Source organism: Streptomyces acidicola (assembly GCF_009377235.1).
Classification (GTDB): domain Bacteria; phylum Actinomycetota; class Actinomycetes; order Streptomycetales; family Streptomycetaceae; genus Streptomyces; species Streptomyces acidicola.
The window spans coordinates 1-18,104 of record NZ_VMNX01000196.1 but is presented as its reverse complement, the minus strand read 5'-3'; the positions used below and the strand labels follow the sequence as shown (position 1 = coordinate 18,104).

The following is an 18,104-nucleotide window of genomic DNA, read 5'->3' as shown; positions in this document are numbered from 1 at the left end:
CCGTCACCCCCACCACCTGGACCGCCTTCCTCAAACTGGCCGACAGCTCCAGCAACTCCAGCTGTTGAGCCCGTTCGGTTCCCGCACGCACCCGAACGCCGCCACAATGCGTACATGACCGATGACTGGCAGCAACAGATCCACGCCCTCCACGAGGACCTGATCCACCGCGACGACCCGGCCGCCTGGGTGCGGGAGGCGGACGCGGTGGAGGCCTCGCTGCGCTATCCCCATCTCGCGTTGCGCGGGCCGGTGTTCGGGATCGCGGTAAAGGACCCGGCGGCCGGGCCGGAGTGGCGGGTACTGAAACCGGTGGTGGACGGGATGCCTCAGGTGGCCCGGGACGGGCTGCAGTCACATCTGTTCTTCACGGCGAAGGACGACACCGACGACCGCGCCGTACGGCGGGAGTTGCTCGCGGCCGTGGGGGTGCTGGAGCGTGAGCCCGCGAACGAGGTGGAGGCGTGCGGAGTGCGGTACCGGGTGGTGCGCGGGGACGAGTTCGGGCGGGTCGGGGACGACGGACTGGAGCCGCCCCGGCCGACCGACCCCGAGCCGGTGGAGCGGTCGTGGGACCGGCAGGCGCGCGACACCGCGTCGCCGGACGTCGGTTTCGTCCTCGATCCGGACAGCACGGACGGTCCGTCCGCGGGGGCGATGAAACTGGGGCTTCGGGAGTTCGCGTACAGGGGCTCCCACTTCCCGGACGACATGTGCGCCGAATCGGAAGGCGCGGTCGCCACCCACCCGGAGCTCGTCCTGCTGCCCACCGGCTTCGGCGTGGTCGAGCGCGGGAAGCACGGCTGGCGGCCGCGCGGCGCCCTCATGGCCACCCCGCACGACGCCCGGCGCATGCTCTACAACGGAATGGACGAGATCTGGGCGCTGCTGTACCAGTTCGACGACGCCAAGAAGGCGAGGTACGCCGAGGCGGCCCAGGAGTACCGGGCGCTCGACCGCGCGGACGAGTTCCGTGTCGACGGCCGGCTCTTCCGGATCTGCCGTGTCGAACGCATGCTCCGCATGGGCGCCGACGGCCCGGAACAGCCGCGCCGCTCGGACGTCGACGAGTACGGCCCGATGAAGATGCATCCGACGATGGACGAGGACGGCACCCTCACGTACGAGTGACGGTCAGCCGCCGGGTCCCACGTCGTTGTTGGGTGTCCCGTCGCCCAGCGATGGCAGGTCCCCGCGTTTCACCGGCCCTTCGTGGCGTGGGTGTGGCAGGAGGAAGGCCAGTTCGGCGGAGGTCGGACGGCGGGCGGCCTCGGCGGCGGCACGCAGGACGTCGCGGTCGATCTTGGCGGTGTCGCCGCCGATGCGGACCGCGTGGCCCTTCTCCGGGACGGCGTACTCGTGCTGTCCGCCCGATGTGCGGTACCAGGCGTCGCCGTCCCGCTCGCAGGTCACCGGCCCCATTGCGCCCTGGCCGACCGGCTGCTTCGGACAGTTCTCGGCCGTCATCGTGCCGCGGTCCACGAGGAGCAGGATCTGGGCGTCGCGCTTCCGCGACCAGTACGCGCTGGAGAAGCCGTCGCCGCCGTACACGCCCACCGACTGCCGGAGCAGAGTGAACCCGCGGGACTCGGTTACGTGGACGAGCTCCGGCGCGAGGCCCAGCGCCTCCGCCCGCGCCTGTAACTCGGCCCGGTCCGGAGCGGGGCGCCGCGGCTCGGGGGCGTCCACCACCTTCTCGTTGCCGCAGGCCGTGATCAGCACGGGCAGGAGAGTGAGGGGAAGCAGTACACGAGCGGCACGGGGCATCACCCCATACTGCCGCACAGGTGTTCCACAGGTGGCGCTCAGAGAGTTTTGCGCAGCGGGCGCGGGCGGCTTCCGAGCCTTCCGAGGATGCCGCCCGGCCGGCCGACATCAGCCGAAGTAGAGGCTGACACGGGTGAGAAGGTCTTCGTCCCAGTCGATCTCGCCACGGATCAGCACGAAGCCGTCACCGGGAACGACGTTGTACGTGTGCATGGTCGCCGACCCCAGGAAGGGGATGTTGCTGCCGGGCGCGCACTCCGTCAGGGATGCCCACACCAGGTTCCCCGGTACGGCGCCGGGGATGTTGACCCGCAGGTTGAAGATGCGATGCGCCCTGAAGAAGGCCCACCATCCGCCCGTGGCGGCGGCCGCCGCCGTTTCGGGGGACTGCACCGCGTCGATCGTGATCACGCCATCGGCCCCGATCACCGGCTCCGACTGTTCAAGTGTCATCTCCCTCTTCTCCTTCACGTTCCAGGGCAGCACTGCCCTCTGTGGCCAGGCACGTTGCCGTGCGGCACGGTCAGGATCCACGAACGCGACGTGCCCGAAAAGAGGGTCCTTTGGCCACTGCTTCACCTTCGCACCATTAGTAGTATTTTGCCGTGGGGGCTGGACGGGCGGCTTGGACTTGCCGAATGACTCGACCCGGGGTGTCCGATTCCTTCAAGACCTTGTCGGCGCACCCTGCCTATGGTGGCCGCATGACTCCACGATTCGACGCGATCGGCCTGGTCGCCTCCGACATGGCCGCTTCTGTCGCCTTCTACCGCCGTCTCGGATTCGCCTTCCCGGAGGGAGCCGAGACGCAGCCGCACGCCGAGGCCCAACTGCCGGGCGGTCTACGGCTGTTGCTCGACACCGAGGAGACCGTCCGGTCCTTCCACCCGGAGTGGCAGCCGGGGACGGGCGGCCGGTCCTCGATCGCCCTGCTGTGCGAGAGCCCGGCCGAAGTGGACGCGATGTACGAGGAGTTGGTGGCCGCCGGCCATCACGGCGAGCTCAAGCCGTGGGACGCCGTGTGGGGCCAGCGGTACGCGGTCGTACAGGACCCGGACGGCAACGGCGTGGACCTGTTCGCGCCGCTGCCGGCGACCAGTAGCTGACGGGGTGACTGGGCGGTCCGTACGAGCAGGCAGGCCGTCGTTCGGCGGGGCGACGGGTCCTGACATGCCTATCCCACGTGCCCGGCCGCTGCCTTCTCCAGGTCGTCGATGCTTCCGGACATGATCGTGCGGATGTGCCAGCACCCGCCGCAGCCGGGGCACGTCGACATTCCCGTCGTTCAGGGCGTCGTACATGGCGAACACCCAGGTGAGCGCCCTGGTTCGAGGAGCATTTCGACTCATCGATAGCCTGCGTCACCATGGTGCGCGCCTGGATCCTGCCGATGCTGCTGGTCCTCTGCGGCTCAGCCGTCGCGGCTGGGCTGATCTCCAAGGGGAGCCCCGGCACAGCCGCAGCACTTCTGCTGGCGTTCCTGGCGCTCGCCGGCGTGAACTCGCCCCTGATCTTCCCGAGGTCGATCGGTGCGCGGGAGGCACAACGCCGCAGCGCGGTCGACGGCCGGCCGGTCGTCTTCTGGCGGCCGGGCTGCAAGTACTGCGTACGACTGCGCATCCGGCTGGGCCGCAGCGCCCGCCGGCTGCACTGGGTCAACATCTGGCGCGACCCGGCAGGAGCCGCGGCGGTGAGGGCAGCCAACGACGGCAATGAGACCGTACCGACCGTCGTCGTGGCGGGCCGGCCACACACCAACCCCGATCCCGGATGGGTGCGCGAACAGCTCTCCCCTTCCGTGTGATCAGAGACCGCGCCCTGCCGGAGAGGCACCCGCAGGCGCAAGCGGACAGAGGTTGAAAGACAAGCTCACACCACCGGGATGATGCCGCCGTCGACCCGGAACTCGGCTCCCGTGAGCCACTTCGCGCGGCCGGACGCGAGGAACGCGATCATCTCTGCCACGTCCTCGGGGTCGCCGGGCCGGCCCATCGGCACGTTCAGGTGATCCACGATCTGCTGCTGCACCTGTTCCAGCCCGATGCCCTGCTGGTCGGCCATCCGTTGGAGATGCTGGACGGCGCCCTCGGTGGCCACGAAGCCCGGCAGGACACACACCACGCGCACTCCGTGCTCGCCCACCTCGGTCGCCAGCTCGCGGCTGTAGGCGTTGAGCCCCGCCTTGGCCGCGGCGTAGGACGCCTCGGTGCGCTGCGGCAGACGGCTCGCGATCGACGAGACGTGCACGACCACCCCGGAACCCCGCTCGACCATCCCCGGGACCAGGGCCCGGTCGAGCCGGACGGCACTGAGCAGATTCATCTCCAGGTCCGCACGCCACGACTCGTCCGACCGCTTCAGGGTCGGCGCCGGGGCGCTCGCCGCGCCCGCGTTGTTGACCAGGACATCGACCCCACCGATGCTGTCGAGGACCCGTCGGCCGAGTTCCGCCACTCCTTGTTCTGTCGCAAGGTCCGCAGGAATGAAAGTGCCCGGCAGGTCCTCCGGAGGCGCACTGCGCGAGGCCGTCAACAGCGTCGCACCTGCGGCGGCGAACCGGCGGGCGGTCGCCTCCCCCAGCCCGCGGCTGCCACCGGTGACCAGCACACGAAGGCCGCTGAGCCCCTCTTCCGCAACTGTCATGGGAGTACTCCTCCAGTAAGGTGAACCCGACTCCGGATACTATAACCTGAACCTGGCTCACCTTATGGAGGCACTGTTGCCGTCATCACGTCCGCTGCGCTCCGATGCGCGGGGTAACCGCGAGGCACTCCTCGCCGCGGCGCGGGAGGCGTTCCTCACCGGCGACGCCGACGCTCACGTGAAAGAGATCGCCCGGCGAGCCGGCGTGGCGATCGGAACGCTGTACCGCCACTTCGACACCCGCGAAGCCCTCGTCGAGGAGGTCTACCGCCAGGAGGTCGACGAACTGTGTGCCGCGCCCGGGGAACTCCTTGGCCGGCACGCCCCGGATGAGGCGCTGCGGCGATTCCTGCTGCTGCTCGTGGAACACGCAGCCGTGGGCAAGGGGATGGCCGTCGCGCTGGAGAGCATCATGGCGACGGATTCACCGGTCTTCGACGACGCCCGCACGCAGATGGAGCAGGCGCTCGACCAGCTCCTGGAAGCGGGGACAGCAGTCGGCACCATCCGTGACGGCGTCAGCGGACGCACTCTGCTGCGCGCGCTGGGAGGCATCTGCGGAATGCGCCCCACCGAGGGTTGGCGGGACGAGGCCGTGCACATCACGGCGATCCTCTTCGACGGCCTGCGCTTCGGCGCGCCCGACGCAGGATGAGCGACCTTCCCAGAGGCCTGCGTCGAGCGGAACGGCCTGCCGGCCCCGGAACCAGTTGAGCCTCTAACGGTCCGCCGCCGGGTGGTCGGCGCCGCACCTATCCCGCGTGCCCGGCCGCTGCCTTCTCCAGGTCGTCGATGCTGCCGGACATGATCGCGCGGATGTGTTCGGTGATGTGCCGGAGCGGCCAGTCCCACCAGGCCAGGGCCAGCAGGCGGTTGATGTCGGCATCGCTGTAGCGGCGGCGGATGAGCCGGGCGGGGTTGCCGCCGACGATGCCGTAGTCAGGGACGTCGTCGACGACGACGGAACCGGAAGCGACGACCGCTCCGTGGCCGATACGGACGCCGGGCATCACCATGGCCCGGTAGCCGAGCCAGACGTCGTTGCCCAGCACGGTGTCACCCCGTCCGGGCAGGCCGGTGATGAGGTCGAAGTGCTCGGCCCAGGAACCGCCCATGATCGGGAAAGGGAACGTCGAGGGACCGTCCATACGGTGGTTGGCACCGTTCATGATGAACCGCACTCCCTCGCCCAGCGCGCAGAACTTCCCGATGACCAGCTTCTCCGGCCCGTAGTGGTACAGCACGTTGCGGGTCTCGAAGGCGGTCGGGTCATCGGGGTCGTCGTAGTAGGAGAACTCCCCGACCTCGATCAGCGGCGAGGTGACCAGCGGCTTCAACAGCACCACCCGCGGCTGCTCGGGCATCGGGTGCACCACGGTCGGGTCGGCGGGAACGGACGGCATCACGAATTGCTTCCTCTCCGGTCACCACCGACGAGCCGGCCCACCATCATGACGACGATGCCGGCCAGGAGAATCACGCTGCCGATCAGCGTCCCCGCCGGACCGGTGCCGGAGTCGCTGATCACCAGTCCGAAGACCAGCTGCCAGCAGAGCGCGAAGGCCACGACAAGCTGACCCCAGCCGTAGAGACGCGGAGCGCGGACATGGCGCCGGTTCATGGGGAGCACCCATCCGCGGGTAACCCCGGCGACGCCGGAGGCGGCGAGGAGCAACGCCAGCAGAACAAGAGGTATGGCGAGGCACAGCTTCACGGTCTCTCCCTGGGGGCCGGCCCACGCCGGACGCCGCGTGATCATGGCACCCCGCGCATCGCGCGTCCATACCCGCCATCGCGAGCCCAGTGATCGGCCGAACAGCTCCGACGGCCCTAGGGCGTGTTTCGAAAGTCCCGCCTGCCCCGCGGCGTCTGGCACGCACTCCCCCACTGCCTCAAGGGCGTGGGGGCACCCCCACACGGCGTTGCCGAAACACCCGAATAGCTCCGCTATTAGGGCGCTCCGGCGCCTTGCGATCGCACGCTCCCCCACGCTCGGCTTCGCTCGCGCGGGGGGACCCCCATCGCCGCCGCGGGGCCCGCCCTTCGGGCGGACGACGGGACTCCGCCCTAGCCTCCGAGCAACTGCCCCAGCGGCCGTCCCGCCAGTTCCCTCACCTCACGTGCCAGGTGCGCCTGGTCGGCGTACCCGGTCCGGGCCGCCGTGTCCGCGAAGGGCACCCCTCCGCGGGCGAGGGCGAGGGCGCGCTGGAGTCGCAGGACGCGGGCCAGCGTCTTCGGGCCGTACCCGAACGCGGTCAGCGAGCGGCGGTGCAACTGGCGTGCGCTGAGGCCCAGTTCATCGGCGGTCCCGGCGACCGGGCGGCCCGCGTCCAGCGCGGCCACCACCCTGCCCGGCAACGGGTCGGGAGGCCCGGACTCGGCCGCCCGCTCCAGCGCCAGCTCTTCGAGCCCGAGCGCCGGATCGGGGGCCGCGTTCACCCGCGCCGCGAGCCGCCGTACGCGGGCGGCCGGCCACAGGTCGGCGAGGTCGACGCGTCGGTCGCGCAGCTCGTGCGCGGGGACGCCCAGGAAGGTGGGCGCGGTCCCAGGGAAGAACCGCACTCCGGCCCAGCGCGCGGACAGGTCCTCGGCCCGCCCGGGAACATACGCCCGCGTGTCGGGCCCGGCGACCATCAGCCGCCCCTCGCTCCAGAGCAGGTCCATACAGCCGTCGGGGAGTACGAGCCCCGAACCGGAGCCGGACGGGGTGCTGGTCCACACCACCGCGCCCGTCAGCCGGGACGCCCGCTCCGCGTACACGTACGCCAGGCTACGCCCACCCCGGTCGGCGGATTTCAGGGGCGCGGGACCCTACTCCCCCGACCCCGGAGGCGTTCCGTCCCCCTGCTTGTTCGCGCTCTTGGCGTGGGTGCGCAGGCGGGATGTCACGTCCTCCGGGGGCAGGAAGCGGGACCAGCGTTCCGGGAACTCGGAGGGCATGTCGGGGTTGGCGGCGTAGTCGGGGTCGGCGTCCCGGGCCGCGGTGGCGCGGGCGACGTACTCGGCGGCCTGCTCGTGGCGCAGCCGCTCGTTCGCGGCACGCGCGGCGGCCGTCGCCGCGGCCGGCCAGACCCGGTCGATGGCCGCGTTGACCGCGGCGCCCACCAGCACCGCGAAGGCCGAGACGCCGATCCAGAGCAGTACGGCCACGGGCGCGGCCAGGGAGCCGTAGATCGTCGGGCCCTCGACCGTGTTCGTCAGGTAGATGCGCAGGAGGAAGCTCCCCAGGACCCACATGCCCAGGGCCACCAGGGCGCCGGGGACGTCCTCGACCCAGGGTGAGCGGACCGGCACCGACACGTGGTACAGCGTGGTCAGGAACACGACCGACAGGACGATCACGACCGGCCAGTACAGGATCTGCACGAGGGTCGTCGACCACGGCACGATGTTCACGACCTCGTCCGGACCCGCCACCATGAGCGGCAGCGCGATCGAGCCGATCAGCAGCGCCACGATGAACAGCAGGAACGCCATCAGCCGGGTCTTGACGATCCCGCGCACCCCGTCGAGGCCGTACATGACGGTGATGGTGTCGATGAAGACGTTCACCGCCCGGGAGCCCGACCAGACGGCGAAGAGGAAGCCGATGGAGATGACGTCGGGCCGGCCGCCCTTCGTCACGTCGTCCAGTATCGGCTGGGCGATCTGTGTGACACCCCTGTCGGACAGGACGGTGCGGGACGCCTCCAGGATGTTGTTCTGCAGGCTGGCGATGGTGTTCGCGCCGGTCCAGTCGTCGACGTAACCGAGCAGCCCGATCAGGCTGAGCAGCAGCGGCGGGACGGACAGCAGCGTGAAGAACGCCGCCTCCGCCGCGAGCCCGAGGATGCGGTACTCGATGCACGAGTTGACGGTGTCCTTGAGCAGCAGCCAGGCCGTCCTGCGCTTGGAGACGTTCCGGTAGAGGGCGCGTGCCCGGTGGAGACGGCCGGAGGCGCTTTCAGGAGACTCGGGGGGCTTACTTGCTGGCTGCACGCCCTAAAGGTATCCGTCCTGACAGGCTGACCTCACCTTGTGGTCCCGATGCCGGATACTGGTGACGGTGGCGTTACCGAAGGGTAGGTTCCGGGACATGGCAGCCAGCACCCACGAAGTGACCAATCAGGCTCCGCCCCTGGTGGGGTACGACGTCTTCGCCTCCGACCGGGTCCTCGTGGAGGCGGTCGACCGGCATCTCGCCCCCGGTCTGCTCGACGAGGCGCGCGAGGAGCTGTCGCTGCTCGGGCGCACGGCGGGCTCCGAGCAGGCGCAGGAGTGGGGGGTGCTGGCCAACGAGAACCCGCCGAAGCTGCGCACACACGACCGGTACGGAAACCGTCTCGACGAGGTGGAGTTCCATCCGGCCTGGCACCGCCTGCTCGGCAAGGGCGTCTCGGCGGGGATGACGGCGGCCTGGGTGCGGCCGGGCGGGCACGTACGGCGCGCGGCCTCCTTCGTGGTCTGGACGCAGGTCGAGGCGGGCCACGGCTGCCCGCTGTCGATGACCCATGCGGCGGTGCCCGCGCTGCGCACCGATCCGGCGCTGGCGGCCGAGTGGGAGCCGCGGCTGACGTCGATGGTGTACGACCAGGGGCTGCGGCCCGCCGCGCAGAAGGCCGGCGTCCTCTTCGGGATGGGGATGACGGAGAAGCAGGGCGGCAGTGACGTACGGGCCAACACGACGTCGGCGCGACCGCTCGCCGAGGACGGCACGTACGAGCTGACCGGGCACAAGTGGTTCTGTTCGGCTCCGATGTCGGACGGTTTTCTGGTGCTGGCGCAGGCTCCGGAGGGGCTCACCTGCTTCCTGGTGCCGCGCGTACTGGAGGACGGCACGCGGAACGAGTTCCGCATCCAGCGGCTGAAGGACAAGCTGGGCAACCGGTCCAACGCCTCCAGCGAGGTCGAGTTCGACGGGACGTGGGCCCGCCGGGTCGGTGACGAGGGCCGGGGCGTGCGCACGATCATCGAGATGGTGGCGGCCACTCGGGTGGACTGCGTGCTGGGCTCGGCCTCGGTGATGCGGCAGGCGGTGGCGCAGGCGGTGCACCACTGCACGTACCGGGAGGCGTTCGGCGGAAGGCTGATCGACAAGCCGCTGATGCGGAACGTGCTGGCGGACCTGGCGCTGGAGTCCGAGGCGGCGACGACGCTGGCGCTGCGGCTGGCGGCAGCGTACGACAACGCGGCCGACGGGTCGGCGGAGGAGCGCGCGTTCCTGCGGCTCGCGGTGCCGACCGCCAAGTACTGGGTCACCAAGCGCTGCACGCCGCTGGTGGCCGAGGCCCTGGAGTGCCTGGGCGGCAACGGGTACGTCGAGGAGTCCGGCATGCCCCGGCTGCTGCGCGAGTCGCCGCTCAACTCGATCTGGGAGGGCGCCGGGAACGTGCAGGCCCTCGATGTGCTGCGCGCCCTGACGCGCGAGCCGCAGGCGCTGAACGCCGTTCTGCAGGAGGTGGGCCGGGCCCGTGGCGCCGACCACCGGCTGGACGGCGCCATCAAGAACCTGCTGACCGAGCTCGCCGACCTGGACGGCATCGAGGCCCGCGCCCGCCGCCTCGTCGAACGCCTCGCGCTCGTGCTCCAGGGGTCGCTGCTGGTGCGGTACGCGCCGCCGGAGGTCGCCGACGCGTTCTGCGCCTCGCGGCTCGGCGGCGACTGGGGTGCGGCCTTCGGCACGCTGCCGCACAGCCTGGATCTGGCGTCGGTGGTGGAGCGGGCGCGTCCGGTGAGCTGACGGCCGAGGGCCGCTTCGGTCGTACGTGACTGCCGGGGTACGTCACTGCCGGGGTACGTGACTGCCGCCGTACGTGACTGCCGCCGTACGTCGCTGCTGGCGTACGTCACTTCCGGCCATCCGCCACCACGGGCGCCCGCGGCCGCCGTACGGCACGGGCACGCGCTCGACCGACGTAGGGCACGGGCGGGTTCAGCGCAAAACGCACGACGCGGGGGTGATGCTGCGCCGACACGGCACCACCCCCGCTGTCTCGGCCCCGTAACCGGAGCGCGGCCGCCTCAGTGGGCGACGTTGAACAAGTTTCAAGCACCGTACGGCTGTTCGCCAGGGTTGCATGAGGTTGCAACTCCTCAGCTCTCCGTGGCCGGACTGTGCCCCTCCGCGCCGTTCGGCGGCACACTATGAGACCCGCAGTCAACGCACGCGCGGACGTCCGTCGCCGTCACGACGGAGACGGGGACGGACAGGTCTGTCAGATCTGCCGGGAGGATCGAGTGGCGCACTCGCCGATGGATGTCACGCGACTCGTCGCCCAGGACGCGAGACGGGCGGCACAGGTACTCGGCGAGACGCGCGGCGCCGCGCTCGCCGGGGAGCGGCCGAAGGTGGCGCCGCGGCCGGTGATCAGGGAGTCCTGGGACCGCACGGTCCGCGGCGGGGTCGACCCCGACCACGACTTCCGGGCCGATGTGCTCGGCCTGGACGAGGTCGAGCGGCGCCGGCAGACCTCACGGCTGCGGCACATCCTGCCGGTGCTGCAGGAGGGGTTATTGCCGTTCGCGGACTCCGGGCAGCACATCGTGATCGTCGCCGACGCGGAGGGCCGGGCGCTGTGGCGTGAGGGCAGCCCGTCGGGGCTGCGCCGAGCGGACGGGCAGGGGCTCGGGATCGGCGGGGACTTCCGGGAGGAGGTCGTCGGCACGAACGGCGTCGGCACCGCGCTGGTGGCCCGCCGCCCGCTGCAGGTCGTCTCCGCCGAGCATGTCGTGCGGACCCTGCAGTCCTGGGCTTGCACCGGCGCCCCCATCACCGACCCGCGCGACGGGCGGCTGCTGGGCGCGGTGGACGTCAGCGGCCCGCTGGAGTCCCATCATCCCGCCACGCTCGCCCTCGTCGGCTCGGTCGCCAAGCTCGCCGAGGCCCGGCTGCGGGATCTGCACCTGTCCTCGCTGGAACGGCTGCGCGCGGTCGCGGCCCCGGTGCTGGCGCGCATCGGCGGCCGGGCGGCGGCCGTGGACACGGACGGCTGGACGGCCGCGGTGACCGGCATGCCGTACACGACCCGGCTGGCCCTGCCGAAGGCCCTCTCCCCCGGCCGGCGCCGGCTGCCCCACCTGGGCACGTGCCAGGTCGAGCCGCTGCCCGGCGGCTGGCTGATCCGCACCGGCGCCGAGTGGCCGGCCGGCGACGACACGACCCGTATCGTCCTGGACCTGGCGCACCCGCGCCGTTCCACGGTGACCGCCTCGGGCGCCGTGGGCTCCTGGACGCACGAACTCAGCCCCCGACACGCCGAACTGCTCTACCTCCTGGCCCTCCACCCCACCGGCCGCACCGCCGCGGCCCTCGCCGCCGACATGTTCGGCGACCCGGCCCGCACGGTCACGGTCCGCGCGGAGATGTCCCGGGTGCGCCGCTACATGGGCGCCTTCCTGGAACACCGGCCCTACCGCTTCACGGAAGGCACGGAAGTCGACCTGCTGCTGCCGGACGACCCGCTGGACCTGCTGCCGCACTCCCTGGCCCCGGGGGTGGTCCGGTCCCGCGGCGGAGCACTGCACAGGTGAACGGACGGTAGCCCAGGAGTGAGGGATATCCCTGCATTTATGCAGTACCACAACACCGGCAGGGGCCCTCTGAAGTAGCATCCCTCCCAGGCCACCCCACCTGGCTCTCCGTCAACGCACTGATCATGAGAGGCAGTTGGCCCTTCCTGGGAGGTTGTATGAGTCGCGGTAGGCACCGTCGACGCAGAAGAGGCCGTGCGCTGCGCGCCGGTCTGGCCGGGACCGCGCTCGCTCTGACCGCCGCGGCCACGCTGATCAGCACCTCGCAGGCCACGGGCGGTGACAACCCGGGCGGCCTGAAGCAGCTCACCTCGGCGAGCGAGATCGGCAAGCTCCAGTTGCGCGAGAACCTGGTCGGCAGGACGACCCTGGACACCCTCACGAGCGACATGGGCGGGAACGTCGGCGTAAACGGCGTCCTGCAGAGCGCCAACCACACGATGCGCAACAAGTCCGCCTGCGACGACACCGAGCGGGCGGCCCTCCCGGTCGACCCCGCAGCGAGCCGCGCCTACTGCTGGGACACCGGCGACGCCACGACCCAGAAGTGGCTCCCCCAATCCGTCACCACCTCCGCCGACGCCGACGACGACGGCCTGTGGGGCGAGGACCGCGTGATCCTGTCCGGCTGGACGCACAACGACGACAAGGCCGGTGAGCCGGCGAAGGACAAGGGACTCGCCCGCGTCGCCTTCATCGACGCGAACGACCCCGACAACCTGAAGTACCGCTGGGTCCTCCTCGTCACCCCCCTCGCGGGCGGCAAGGACTTCGGTGCCGTGCGCTCCCACATCGGCGGCATGGTCTGGTACCAGGACAAGCTGATCGTCACCGCGAAGAACGGCGCCGGCCACAACAACGCCCTCTTCGTCTTCGACATGCACCGCATACTCCAGGCCAACGTCAACAGCCACGAGGTCGGCAAGGTGAGCGGCGGCTACTCGGCGCACGGCTACCAGTACGTGCTGCCGGCCATCGGCTCGTACAGCCTGACGGGCGGCAAGTGCACCGCGTCCGACGACAAGGCGGTCCCCTGCTTCGGCTCCGTCTCGCTGGACCGGACCTCGACACCGAACAGCCTGGTGGCGAACGAATGGTTCAGTTCGACCGGCAGCGAGCCGGCCCGCGTGTGGCGCTACTACTTCAGCACCGCGCTCAGCCGCACGGGCCTGCTGGGCGCGAACTCCCGCGGCATCGTGAACGCGGACGAGGCGTACGAGACCAAGGCGGTCGGCCTGCGGGGCGTGATCTCGCACAAGCCGAGCGGGGAGGACAAGGCCGACTGGTACCTCGCCCAGTCCCCCGGCGGCCGCGGCAAGCACGGCACGCTGTGGCGGCAGAACGCCGACGGCTCCGGCGCCGACGCCGCCCAGTGCACCGCCGACCAGTCGTACGCGTGCTGGGGGCAGCACACCGAGTCCATGTCGTACTCGCAGAACACCGGCGAGCTGTGGACGCTCACCGAGCGGGCGGCGAACGCGGACGACCAGTGGGAGCCGGAGGCCATCCCCGAGCGGGTGCTGTACGCGGTACCGCTGTCGGCGGTCAACAGCTCCATGAACTAGAGATCCGGCAGCGCCCCAAAGGGGCGCGGGGCTGTGTTGAATATGCGGCTCCGCCGCGATGGGGGTCCCCCCCGCTCGAGCGCAGCCGAGAGTGGGGGAGCGATCAGCCTCGACGGCCCGCAGACAATCGACGGCCCATCGCGGCACTCCAGCGGAGCGCTTGGTGCCGGACCCGGTCTTCGTGGCCGGTCCGGCCTCATGGTTCCCTGGCTTCCATGTCCACCATCACCGTGACCACCTGGTCCCTGGAGCAGACGTCCCCGGGCGACCTGCTGCCCGCGCGGGCCCCGCAGGGAGATGTCCGGATAGTCCGCTCCGAGGTCCCCTCCCCCGAGTTCAGCCGCTTCCTGTACGCCTCCGTCGGCGGCGACATCCTCTGGACCGACCGGCTGTCGTGGCCGTACGCGCGCTGGCAGGAGCACCTGGACCGGCCCGGCGTGGAGACATGGGTGGCCTACGACCGCGGGACGCCCACGGGGTACGTCGAGCTCGAACCGCAGGACGACGGGGTCGTGGAGATCGTGTACTTCGGTCTCCTCCCGGCGTTCCGGGGGCGGCGCGTCGGCGGGCACCTCCTCTCGTACGGGACCGCGCGGGCCTGGGATCTGGCCGAGCGCTGGCCGCGGCTGCCCCCGACCAAGCGGGTCTGGCTGCATACATGCAGCAAGGACGGAGAGCACGCCATGGCGAACTACCAGCGGCGGGGGTTCAGGCTCTTCGACACGAAGGCCGAGCAGGAGCCGGGGGTCCCCGCGCCCGGTCCCTGGCCCGGGGCGTAGCAGCAGGACAGGGGCATGTCGGGCCCTTGTCCCGCCGGGGACACCAGCGCCGGGCGCACACTCCATGACGCATATCACAGCGTCCCGGCATGCGAGACATCCTTGTCCATCATGCGGATAATGGTGGACTGAGTCCAAACCGCCATGACACGCTTCCGTCATGTCTGGAACTGGAATTGCCTTGGTGAGTCGGCGGCACGTCGACCTCGGCCGCATGTCCAGCGCCATCTGTCCGGCGAGCTGATCACTCCAGCACCGCCGTATTCTCCCTCCTGCCCCCTCCTGCGCAACGACGCGCACGTATGGGCACGTATGGGCACGCATGCTGCTGCACACTTCAGGGGCCGTCGGCCCCGGAGCGCCCGTACACGCAGGTCAGAGTCGCATCCCGCCTGTCCCGAAGGACGTAACCACCATGGCCGCCACCCCGCAACGCCCTGCCACGCCCCGCCGCAAGGTGAGCCGTCACCGTGGCGAGGGTCAGTGGGCCGTGGGTCACTTCACCCCACTGAACGGCAACGAACAGTTCAAGAAGGACGACGACGGTCTCAATGTGCGGACACGCATTGAGACGATCTACTCGAAGCGGGGCTTCGACTCGATCGACCCCAACGACCTGCGCGGCCGTATGCGCTGGTGGGGGCTGTACACCCAGCGCAAGCCCGGCATCGACGGCGGAAAGACCGCCATCCTGGAGCCGGAGGAGCTCGACGACAAGTACTTCATGCTGCGTGTCCGTATCGACGGCGGCCGACTGACCACGCAGCAGCTGCGCGTGATCGGCGAGATCTCGCAGGAGTTCGCCCGCGGCACCGCGGACATCACCGACCGGCAGAACATCCAGCTGCACTGGATCCGCATCGAGGACGTGCCGGAGATCTGGAACCGGCTGGAGGCCGTCGGGCTGTCCACCACCGAGGCGTGCGGCGACACCCCGCGCGTCATCATCGGCTCGCCCGTCGCGGGGATCGCCGAGGACGAGATCATCGACGGCACCCCGGCCATCGACGAGATCCACAGCCGCTACATCGGCAGCAAGGAGTTCTCCAACCTGCCGCGCAAGTTCAAGACGGCGATCTCCGGCTCCCCGCTGCTCGACGTCGCCCACGAGATCAACGACGTGGCGTTCGTCGGTGTCGAGCACCCGGAGCACGGTCCCGGCTTCGACCTGTGGGTCGGCGGTGGCCTGTCCACCAACCCGAAGATCGGTGTCCGGCTCGGCACCTGGGTCCCGCTGGACGAGGTCCCGGACGTATGGGCCGGTGTGATCGGTATCTTCCGTGACTACGGCTACCGGCGCCTGCGCACCCGCGCCCGCCTGAAGTTCCTCGTCGCGGACTGGGGTGCGGAGAAGTTCCGCCAGGTGCTGGAGGACGAGTACCTCAAGCGCAAGCTGGCCGACGGTCCCGCGCCCGCCGAACCCGTGGAGCGCTGGCGCGACCACGTCGGCGTGCACCGGCAGCAGGACGGCCGTTACTACGTGGGGTTCGCCCCGCGTGTCGGCCGCGTCGACGGCGCCACGCTGACGAAGATCGCCGAGCTGGCGGAGGCCCACGGCTCGGGCCGGGTCCGTACGACGGTCGAGCAGAAGATGATCGTCCTCGATGTCGCCGAGGAGCAGGTCGAGCCGCTGGTCGAGGCCCTGGAGGCGCTGGACCTGACCGCCAAGCCCTCCCCGTTCCGGCGCGGCACCATGGCCTGCACCGGCATCGAGTACTGCAAGCTCGCCATCGTCGAGACCAAGGCGCGCGGCTCCGCGCTGATCGACGAACTGGAGCGCCGCATCCCGGACTTCGACGAGCCGATCACCATCAACATCAACGGCTGCCCGAACGCCTGTGCCCGTATCCAGGTCGCGGACATCGGTCTCAAGGGCCAGCTCGTCCTCGACGACCAGGGCGAGCAGGTCGAGGGCTACCAGGTGCACCTGGGCGGCGCGCTCGGCCTGCAGGCCGGGTTCGGTCGCAAGGTGCGCGGCCTGAAGGTCACCTCCGAGGAGCTGCCCGACTACGTGGAGCGCGTTCTGAAGCGGTTCCAGGCGGAGCGCGAGGACGGTGAGCGGTTCGCCACCTGGGCCGCGCGTGCCAGCGAGGAGGCGTTGTCATGAGCGAGCGGGCCGCCCCCTTCTACTGCCCCTACTGCGGCGACGAGGACTTGCGCCCGAGCGAAGAGGGGCACGGTGCGTGGGAATGCGGAGCGTGCAGTCGGGCCTTCCAGTTGAAGTTCCTCGGGCTTCTCGCCCGGGGGCTGCGACATGCCGAAAGTGGAGGGGATCAGATATGACCACCGCTCAGGCGGACTCGGACGCATCACTGAACGACGCGGACGACCCGGAGGCGGCGAAGCGCGCCGAACTGAAGGCGCTCGCCGAACAGGCCGGCCGCGATCTGGAGGACGCGTCCGCCCTGGAGATCCTCCAGTGGGCCGTGGACACCTTCGGCAGGCGTTTCTGCGTGACGTCCTCCATGGAGGACGCCGTGGTCGCGCACCTCGCGTCCCGCGCGAGGCCCGGCGTGGACGTCGTCTTCCTCGACACCGGCTACCACTTCCCGGAGACCATCGGCACCCGTGACGCGGTCGAGGCCGTGATGGACGTCAACGTCATCACGCTCACCCCGCGCCAGACCGTGGCCGAGCAGGACGCCGAGTACGGACCCAGGCTGCACGACCGCGACCCCGACCGGTGCTGCTTCCTGCGGAAGGTCAAGCCGCTGGAGGAGGGCCTGACCCGGTTCGACGCATGGGCGACGGGCCTGCGCCGCGACGAGTCCCCCACCCGGGCGAACACCCCGGTCGTCGGCTGGGACGACAAGCGCGGCAAGGTCAAGATCTCGCCGATCGCGCGCTGGACGCAGGACGACGTGGACGCGTACGTCACCGAGCACGGTGTGCTCACCAACCCGCTGCTGATGGACGGCTACCCCTCCGTGGGCTGCGCCCCCTGCACGCGCCGCGTCCTGGAGGGTGAGGACGCCCGCGCCGGCCGCTGGGCGGGCCGCGCCAAGACCGAGTGCGGGCTGCACGAATGACGCCGCCCCCGACGACACCGATGCCGACCACCGAGACATCTCCGACCCCCCGGGAGAACCACGTGACGACCGGAGCCACCGTCTGGCTCACGGGTCTGCCGAGCGCCGGCAAGACCACCATCGCGTACGAGCTGGCGAACCGGCTGCGCGAGGACGGCCACCTCGTCGAGGTGCTCGACGGCGACGAGATCCGTGAGTTCCTCACCGCCGACCTCGGCTTCAGCCGCGCCGACCGCCACACCAACGTGCAGCGCGTCGGCTTCCTCGCCGACCTGCTGGCCCGCAACGGTGTGAAGGCGCTCGTGCCGGTCATCGCGCCCTACGCCGACAGCCGCGAGGCCGTCCGCAAGCGCCACCAGGCGGGCGGCACCCCGTACATCGAGGTCCACGTGGCCACCCCGGTCGAGGTCTGCTCCGTACGTGACGTGAAGGGCCTGTACGCCAAGCAGGCCGCGGGCGAGATCTCCGGGCTCACCGGTGTCGACGACCCGTACGAGGAGCCCGAGTCGCCCGACCTGCGCATCGAGTCGCAGAACCAGACCGTGCAGGAGTCCGCGGCCACGCTTCACAAGCTGCTCGTCGAAAGGGGCCTGGCATGACGACCGTTGCCACCGTCTCCTCGGAGACCGACAGCCCGTACTGCCTCTCGCACCTGGACGCGCTGGAGTCCGAGGCGGTGCACATCTTCCGTGAGGTGGCGGGCGAGTTCGAACGGCCGGTGATCCTGTTCTCCGGCGGCAAGGACTCCATCGTCATGCTCCACCTGGCGCTGAAGGCCTTCGCCCCCGCGGCGATCCCCTTCTCCCTGCTCC

At 70.5% G+C, this 18,104-nt stretch carries 21 protein-coding genes; 14 read left to right on the top strand and 7 right to left on the bottom strand.

Translation table 11 applies throughout. The features are described from left to right. The first annotated feature begins 114 nt into the window (after positions 1 to 114). A complete protein-coding gene (locus FPZ41_RS34950; RefSeq protein WP_152867602.1) occupies positions 115 to 1,131 on the top strand; it encodes a DUF5954 family protein in 1,017 nt (338 codons plus the stop codon). A 3-nt stretch (positions 1,132 to 1,134) separates the two neighbouring features. On the opposite strand, the gene FPZ41_RS34945 is transcribed toward FPZ41_RS34950, so the two are convergent. Beyond that, positions 1,135 to 1,767 (bottom strand): hypothetical protein, encoded by a 633-nt coding sequence (locus tag FPZ41_RS34945; protein WP_152867601.1) that lies wholly within the window; start codon positions 1,765 to 1,767, stop codon positions 1,135 to 1,137. Positions 1,768 to 1,875: 108 nt separating this feature from the next. After that, positions 1,876 to 2,220, bottom strand: coding sequence for a hypothetical protein (locus FPZ41_RS34940; RefSeq protein WP_152867600.1), 345 nt, complete (start codon positions 2,218 to 2,220; stop codon positions 1,876 to 1,878). 251 nt (positions 2,221 to 2,471) lie between these two features. Here FPZ41_RS34940 and FPZ41_RS34935 point away from each other — a divergent pair, with 251 nt between their 5' ends. After that, positions 2,472 to 2,873 (top strand): VOC family protein, encoded by a 402-nt coding sequence (locus tag FPZ41_RS34935; RefSeq protein WP_194236313.1) that lies wholly within the window; start codon positions 2,472 to 2,474, stop codon positions 2,871 to 2,873. A 260-nt stretch (positions 2,874 to 3,133) separates the two neighbouring features. Beyond that, the gene (locus FPZ41_RS34930; RefSeq protein ID WP_152867598.1) at positions 3,134 to 3,571 is read left to right on the top strand and encodes a glutaredoxin domain-containing protein; all 438 of its coding nucleotides are present in this window, start codon (positions 3,134 to 3,136) and stop codon (positions 3,569 to 3,571) included. A 65-nt stretch (positions 3,572 to 3,636) separates the two neighbouring features. On the opposite strand, the gene FPZ41_RS34925 is transcribed toward FPZ41_RS34930, so the two are convergent. After that, positions 3,637 to 4,410 (bottom strand): oxidoreductase, encoded by a 774-nt coding sequence (locus FPZ41_RS34925; protein ID WP_152867597.1) that lies wholly within the window; start codon positions 4,408 to 4,410, stop codon positions 3,637 to 3,639. Positions 4,411 to 4,486: 76 nt separating this feature from the next. Between FPZ41_RS34925 and FPZ41_RS34920 the strand changes: the two genes are divergently transcribed. Beyond that, a complete protein-coding gene (locus FPZ41_RS34920) occupies positions 4,487 to 5,065 on the top strand; it encodes a TetR/AcrR family transcriptional regulator (RefSeq protein WP_152867596.1) in 579 nt (192 codons plus the stop codon). 97 nt (positions 5,066 to 5,162) lie between these two features. Here the strand turns inward: FPZ41_RS34920 and FPZ41_RS34915 are convergent, their stop codons facing one another. The 4 genes from FPZ41_RS34915 to FPZ41_RS34900 all read right to left on the bottom strand — a co-directional run bounded on the left by FPZ41_RS34915 (position 5,163) and on the right by FPZ41_RS34900 (position 8,388). Next, entirely contained in the window at positions 5,163 to 5,813 is a 651-nt protein-coding gene (locus tag FPZ41_RS34915; RefSeq protein WP_152867595.1) for a CatB-related O-acetyltransferase, read from the bottom strand. Further along, positions 5,813 to 6,124: a hypothetical protein gene (locus FPZ41_RS34910; RefSeq protein WP_322621105.1), complete on the bottom strand. Its 312-nt coding sequence runs from the start codon at positions 6,122 to 6,124 to the stop codon at positions 5,813 to 5,815. The genes FPZ41_RS34915 and FPZ41_RS34910 overlap by 1 nt, the downstream gene beginning before the upstream one ends. Before the next feature lie 353 nt (positions 6,125 to 6,477). Further along, entirely contained in the window at positions 6,478 to 7,170 is a 693-nt protein-coding gene (locus FPZ41_RS34905; RefSeq protein WP_322621104.1) for a helix-turn-helix transcriptional regulator, read from the bottom strand. 51 nt (positions 7,171 to 7,221) lie between these two features. Next, the gene (locus FPZ41_RS34900; RefSeq protein ID WP_322621103.1) at positions 7,222 to 8,388 is read right to left on the bottom strand and encodes a YihY/virulence factor BrkB family protein; all 1,167 of its coding nucleotides are present in this window, start codon (positions 8,386 to 8,388) and stop codon (positions 7,222 to 7,224) included. A gap of 97 nt (positions 8,389 to 8,485) precedes the next feature. Here FPZ41_RS34900 and FPZ41_RS34895 point away from each other — a divergent pair, with 97 nt between their 5' ends. From FPZ41_RS34895 to FPZ41_RS34855, 10 genes are all read left to right on the top strand, one after another. Continuing rightward, positions 8,486 to 10,129: an acyl-CoA dehydrogenase family protein gene (locus FPZ41_RS34895; RefSeq protein ID WP_152867592.1), complete on the top strand. Its 1,644-nt coding sequence runs from the start codon at positions 8,486 to 8,488 to the stop codon at positions 10,127 to 10,129. Between the two features lie 512 nt (positions 10,130 to 10,641). Beyond that, positions 10,642 to 11,919, top strand: coding sequence for a GAF domain-containing protein (locus FPZ41_RS34890; protein ID WP_152867591.1), 1,278 nt, complete (start codon positions 10,642 to 10,644; stop codon positions 11,917 to 11,919). A gap of 158 nt (positions 11,920 to 12,077) precedes the next feature. Beyond that, a complete protein-coding gene (locus FPZ41_RS34885) occupies positions 12,078 to 13,484 on the top strand; it encodes a hypothetical protein (protein ID WP_152867590.1) in 1,407 nt (468 codons plus the stop codon). A 215-nt stretch (positions 13,485 to 13,699) separates the two neighbouring features. Beyond that, on the top strand, positions 13,700 to 14,263 hold the full coding sequence (locus FPZ41_RS34880) for a GNAT family N-acetyltransferase (RefSeq protein WP_152867589.1): 564 nt from the start codon (positions 13,700 to 13,702) through the stop codon (positions 14,261 to 14,263). A gap of 160 nt (positions 14,264 to 14,423) precedes the next feature. Beyond that, positions 14,424 to 14,507, top strand: a complete 84-nt coding sequence (locus tag FPZ41_RS50000; protein WP_309486338.1) for a putative leader peptide — start codon at positions 14,424 to 14,426, stop codon at positions 14,505 to 14,507. 171 nt (positions 14,508 to 14,678) lie between these two features. Beyond that, entirely contained in the window at positions 14,679 to 16,370 is a 1,692-nt protein-coding gene (locus FPZ41_RS34875) for a nitrite/sulfite reductase (protein ID WP_152867588.1), read from the top strand. Continuing rightward, the gene (locus tag FPZ41_RS48920; RefSeq protein WP_131569412.1) at positions 16,367 to 16,546 is read left to right on the top strand and encodes a hypothetical protein; all 180 of its coding nucleotides are present in this window, start codon (positions 16,367 to 16,369) and stop codon (positions 16,544 to 16,546) included. Before FPZ41_RS34875 ends, FPZ41_RS48920 begins: the two co-directional genes overlap by 4 nt. Further along, positions 16,543 to 17,292 carry a phosphoadenylyl-sulfate reductase gene (locus FPZ41_RS34865; RefSeq protein WP_152867587.1) on the top strand — a complete coding sequence of 250 codons (750 nt, stop codon included), beginning with the start codon at positions 16,543 to 16,545 and terminating at the stop codon, positions 17,290 to 17,292. Before FPZ41_RS48920 ends, FPZ41_RS34865 begins: the two co-directional genes overlap by 4 nt. 20 nt (positions 17,293 to 17,312) lie before the next feature. Beyond that, positions 17,313 to 17,891: an adenylyl-sulfate kinase gene (gene cysC, locus FPZ41_RS34860; protein WP_152867586.1), complete on the top strand. Its 579-nt coding sequence runs from the start codon at positions 17,313 to 17,315 to the stop codon at positions 17,889 to 17,891. After that, positions 17,888 to 18,104: phosphoadenosine phosphosulfate reductase domain-containing protein (locus tag FPZ41_RS34855; RefSeq protein WP_152867585.1), on the top strand; the 217-nt coding region annotated here is incomplete at its 3' end. The genes cysC and FPZ41_RS34855, both read left to right, overlap by 4 nt.

Bases quoted from the DNA above. Each gene is read 5' to 3' on its own strand.
- FPZ41_RS34945 (WP_152867601.1), bottom strand. From the start codon at position 1,767: ATGCCCCGTGCCGCTCGTGTACTGCTTCCCCTCACTCTCCTGCCCGTG.
- FPZ41_RS34890 (WP_152867591.1), top strand. From the start codon at position 10,642: ATGGATGTCACGCGACTCGTCGCCCAGGACGCGAGACGGGCGGCACAG.
- FPZ41_RS34935 (WP_194236313.1), top strand. From the start codon at position 2,472: ATGACTCCACGATTCGACGCGATCGGCCTGGTCGCCTCCGACATGGCC.
- FPZ41_RS50000 (WP_309486338.1), top strand. From the start codon at position 14,424: ATGTCTGGAACTGGAATTGCCTTGGTGAGTCGGCGGCACGTCGACCTC.
- FPZ41_RS34865 (WP_152867587.1), top strand. From the start codon at position 16,543: ATGACCACCGCTCAGGCGGACTCGGACGCATCACTGAACGACGCGGAC.
- FPZ41_RS34915 (WP_152867595.1), bottom strand. From the start codon at position 5,813: ATGCCGTCCGTTCCCGCCGACCCGACCGTGGTGCACCCGATGCCCGAG.
- FPZ41_RS34895 (WP_152867592.1), top strand. From the start codon at position 8,486: ATGGCAGCCAGCACCCACGAAGTGACCAATCAGGCTCCGCCCCTGGTG.
- cysC (WP_152867586.1), top strand. From the start codon at position 17,313: ATGCCGACCACCGAGACATCTCCGACCCCCCGGGAGAACCACGTGACG.
- FPZ41_RS34930 (WP_152867598.1), top strand. From the start codon at position 3,134: ATGGTGCGCGCCTGGATCCTGCCGATGCTGCTGGTCCTCTGCGGCTCA.
- FPZ41_RS34950 (WP_152867602.1), top strand. From the start codon at position 115: ATGACCGATGACTGGCAGCAACAGATCCACGCCCTCCACGAGGACCTG.
- FPZ41_RS34875 (WP_152867588.1), top strand. From the start codon at position 14,679: ATGGCCGCCACCCCGCAACGCCCTGCCACGCCCCGCCGCAAGGTGAGC.
- FPZ41_RS34940 (WP_152867600.1), bottom strand. From the start codon at position 2,220: ATGACACTTGAACAGTCGGAGCCGGTGATCGGGGCCGATGGCGTGATC.
- FPZ41_RS34925 (WP_152867597.1), bottom strand. From the start codon at position 4,410: ATGACAGTTGCGGAAGAGGGGCTCAGCGGCCTTCGTGTGCTGGTCACC.
- FPZ41_RS34880 (WP_152867589.1), top strand. From the start codon at position 13,700: ATGTCCACCATCACCGTGACCACCTGGTCCCTGGAGCAGACGTCCCCG.
- FPZ41_RS34885 (WP_152867590.1), top strand. From the start codon at position 12,078: ATGAGTCGCGGTAGGCACCGTCGACGCAGAAGAGGCCGTGCGCTGCGC.
- FPZ41_RS48920 (WP_131569412.1), top strand. From the start codon at position 16,367: ATGAGCGAGCGGGCCGCCCCCTTCTACTGCCCCTACTGCGGCGACGAG.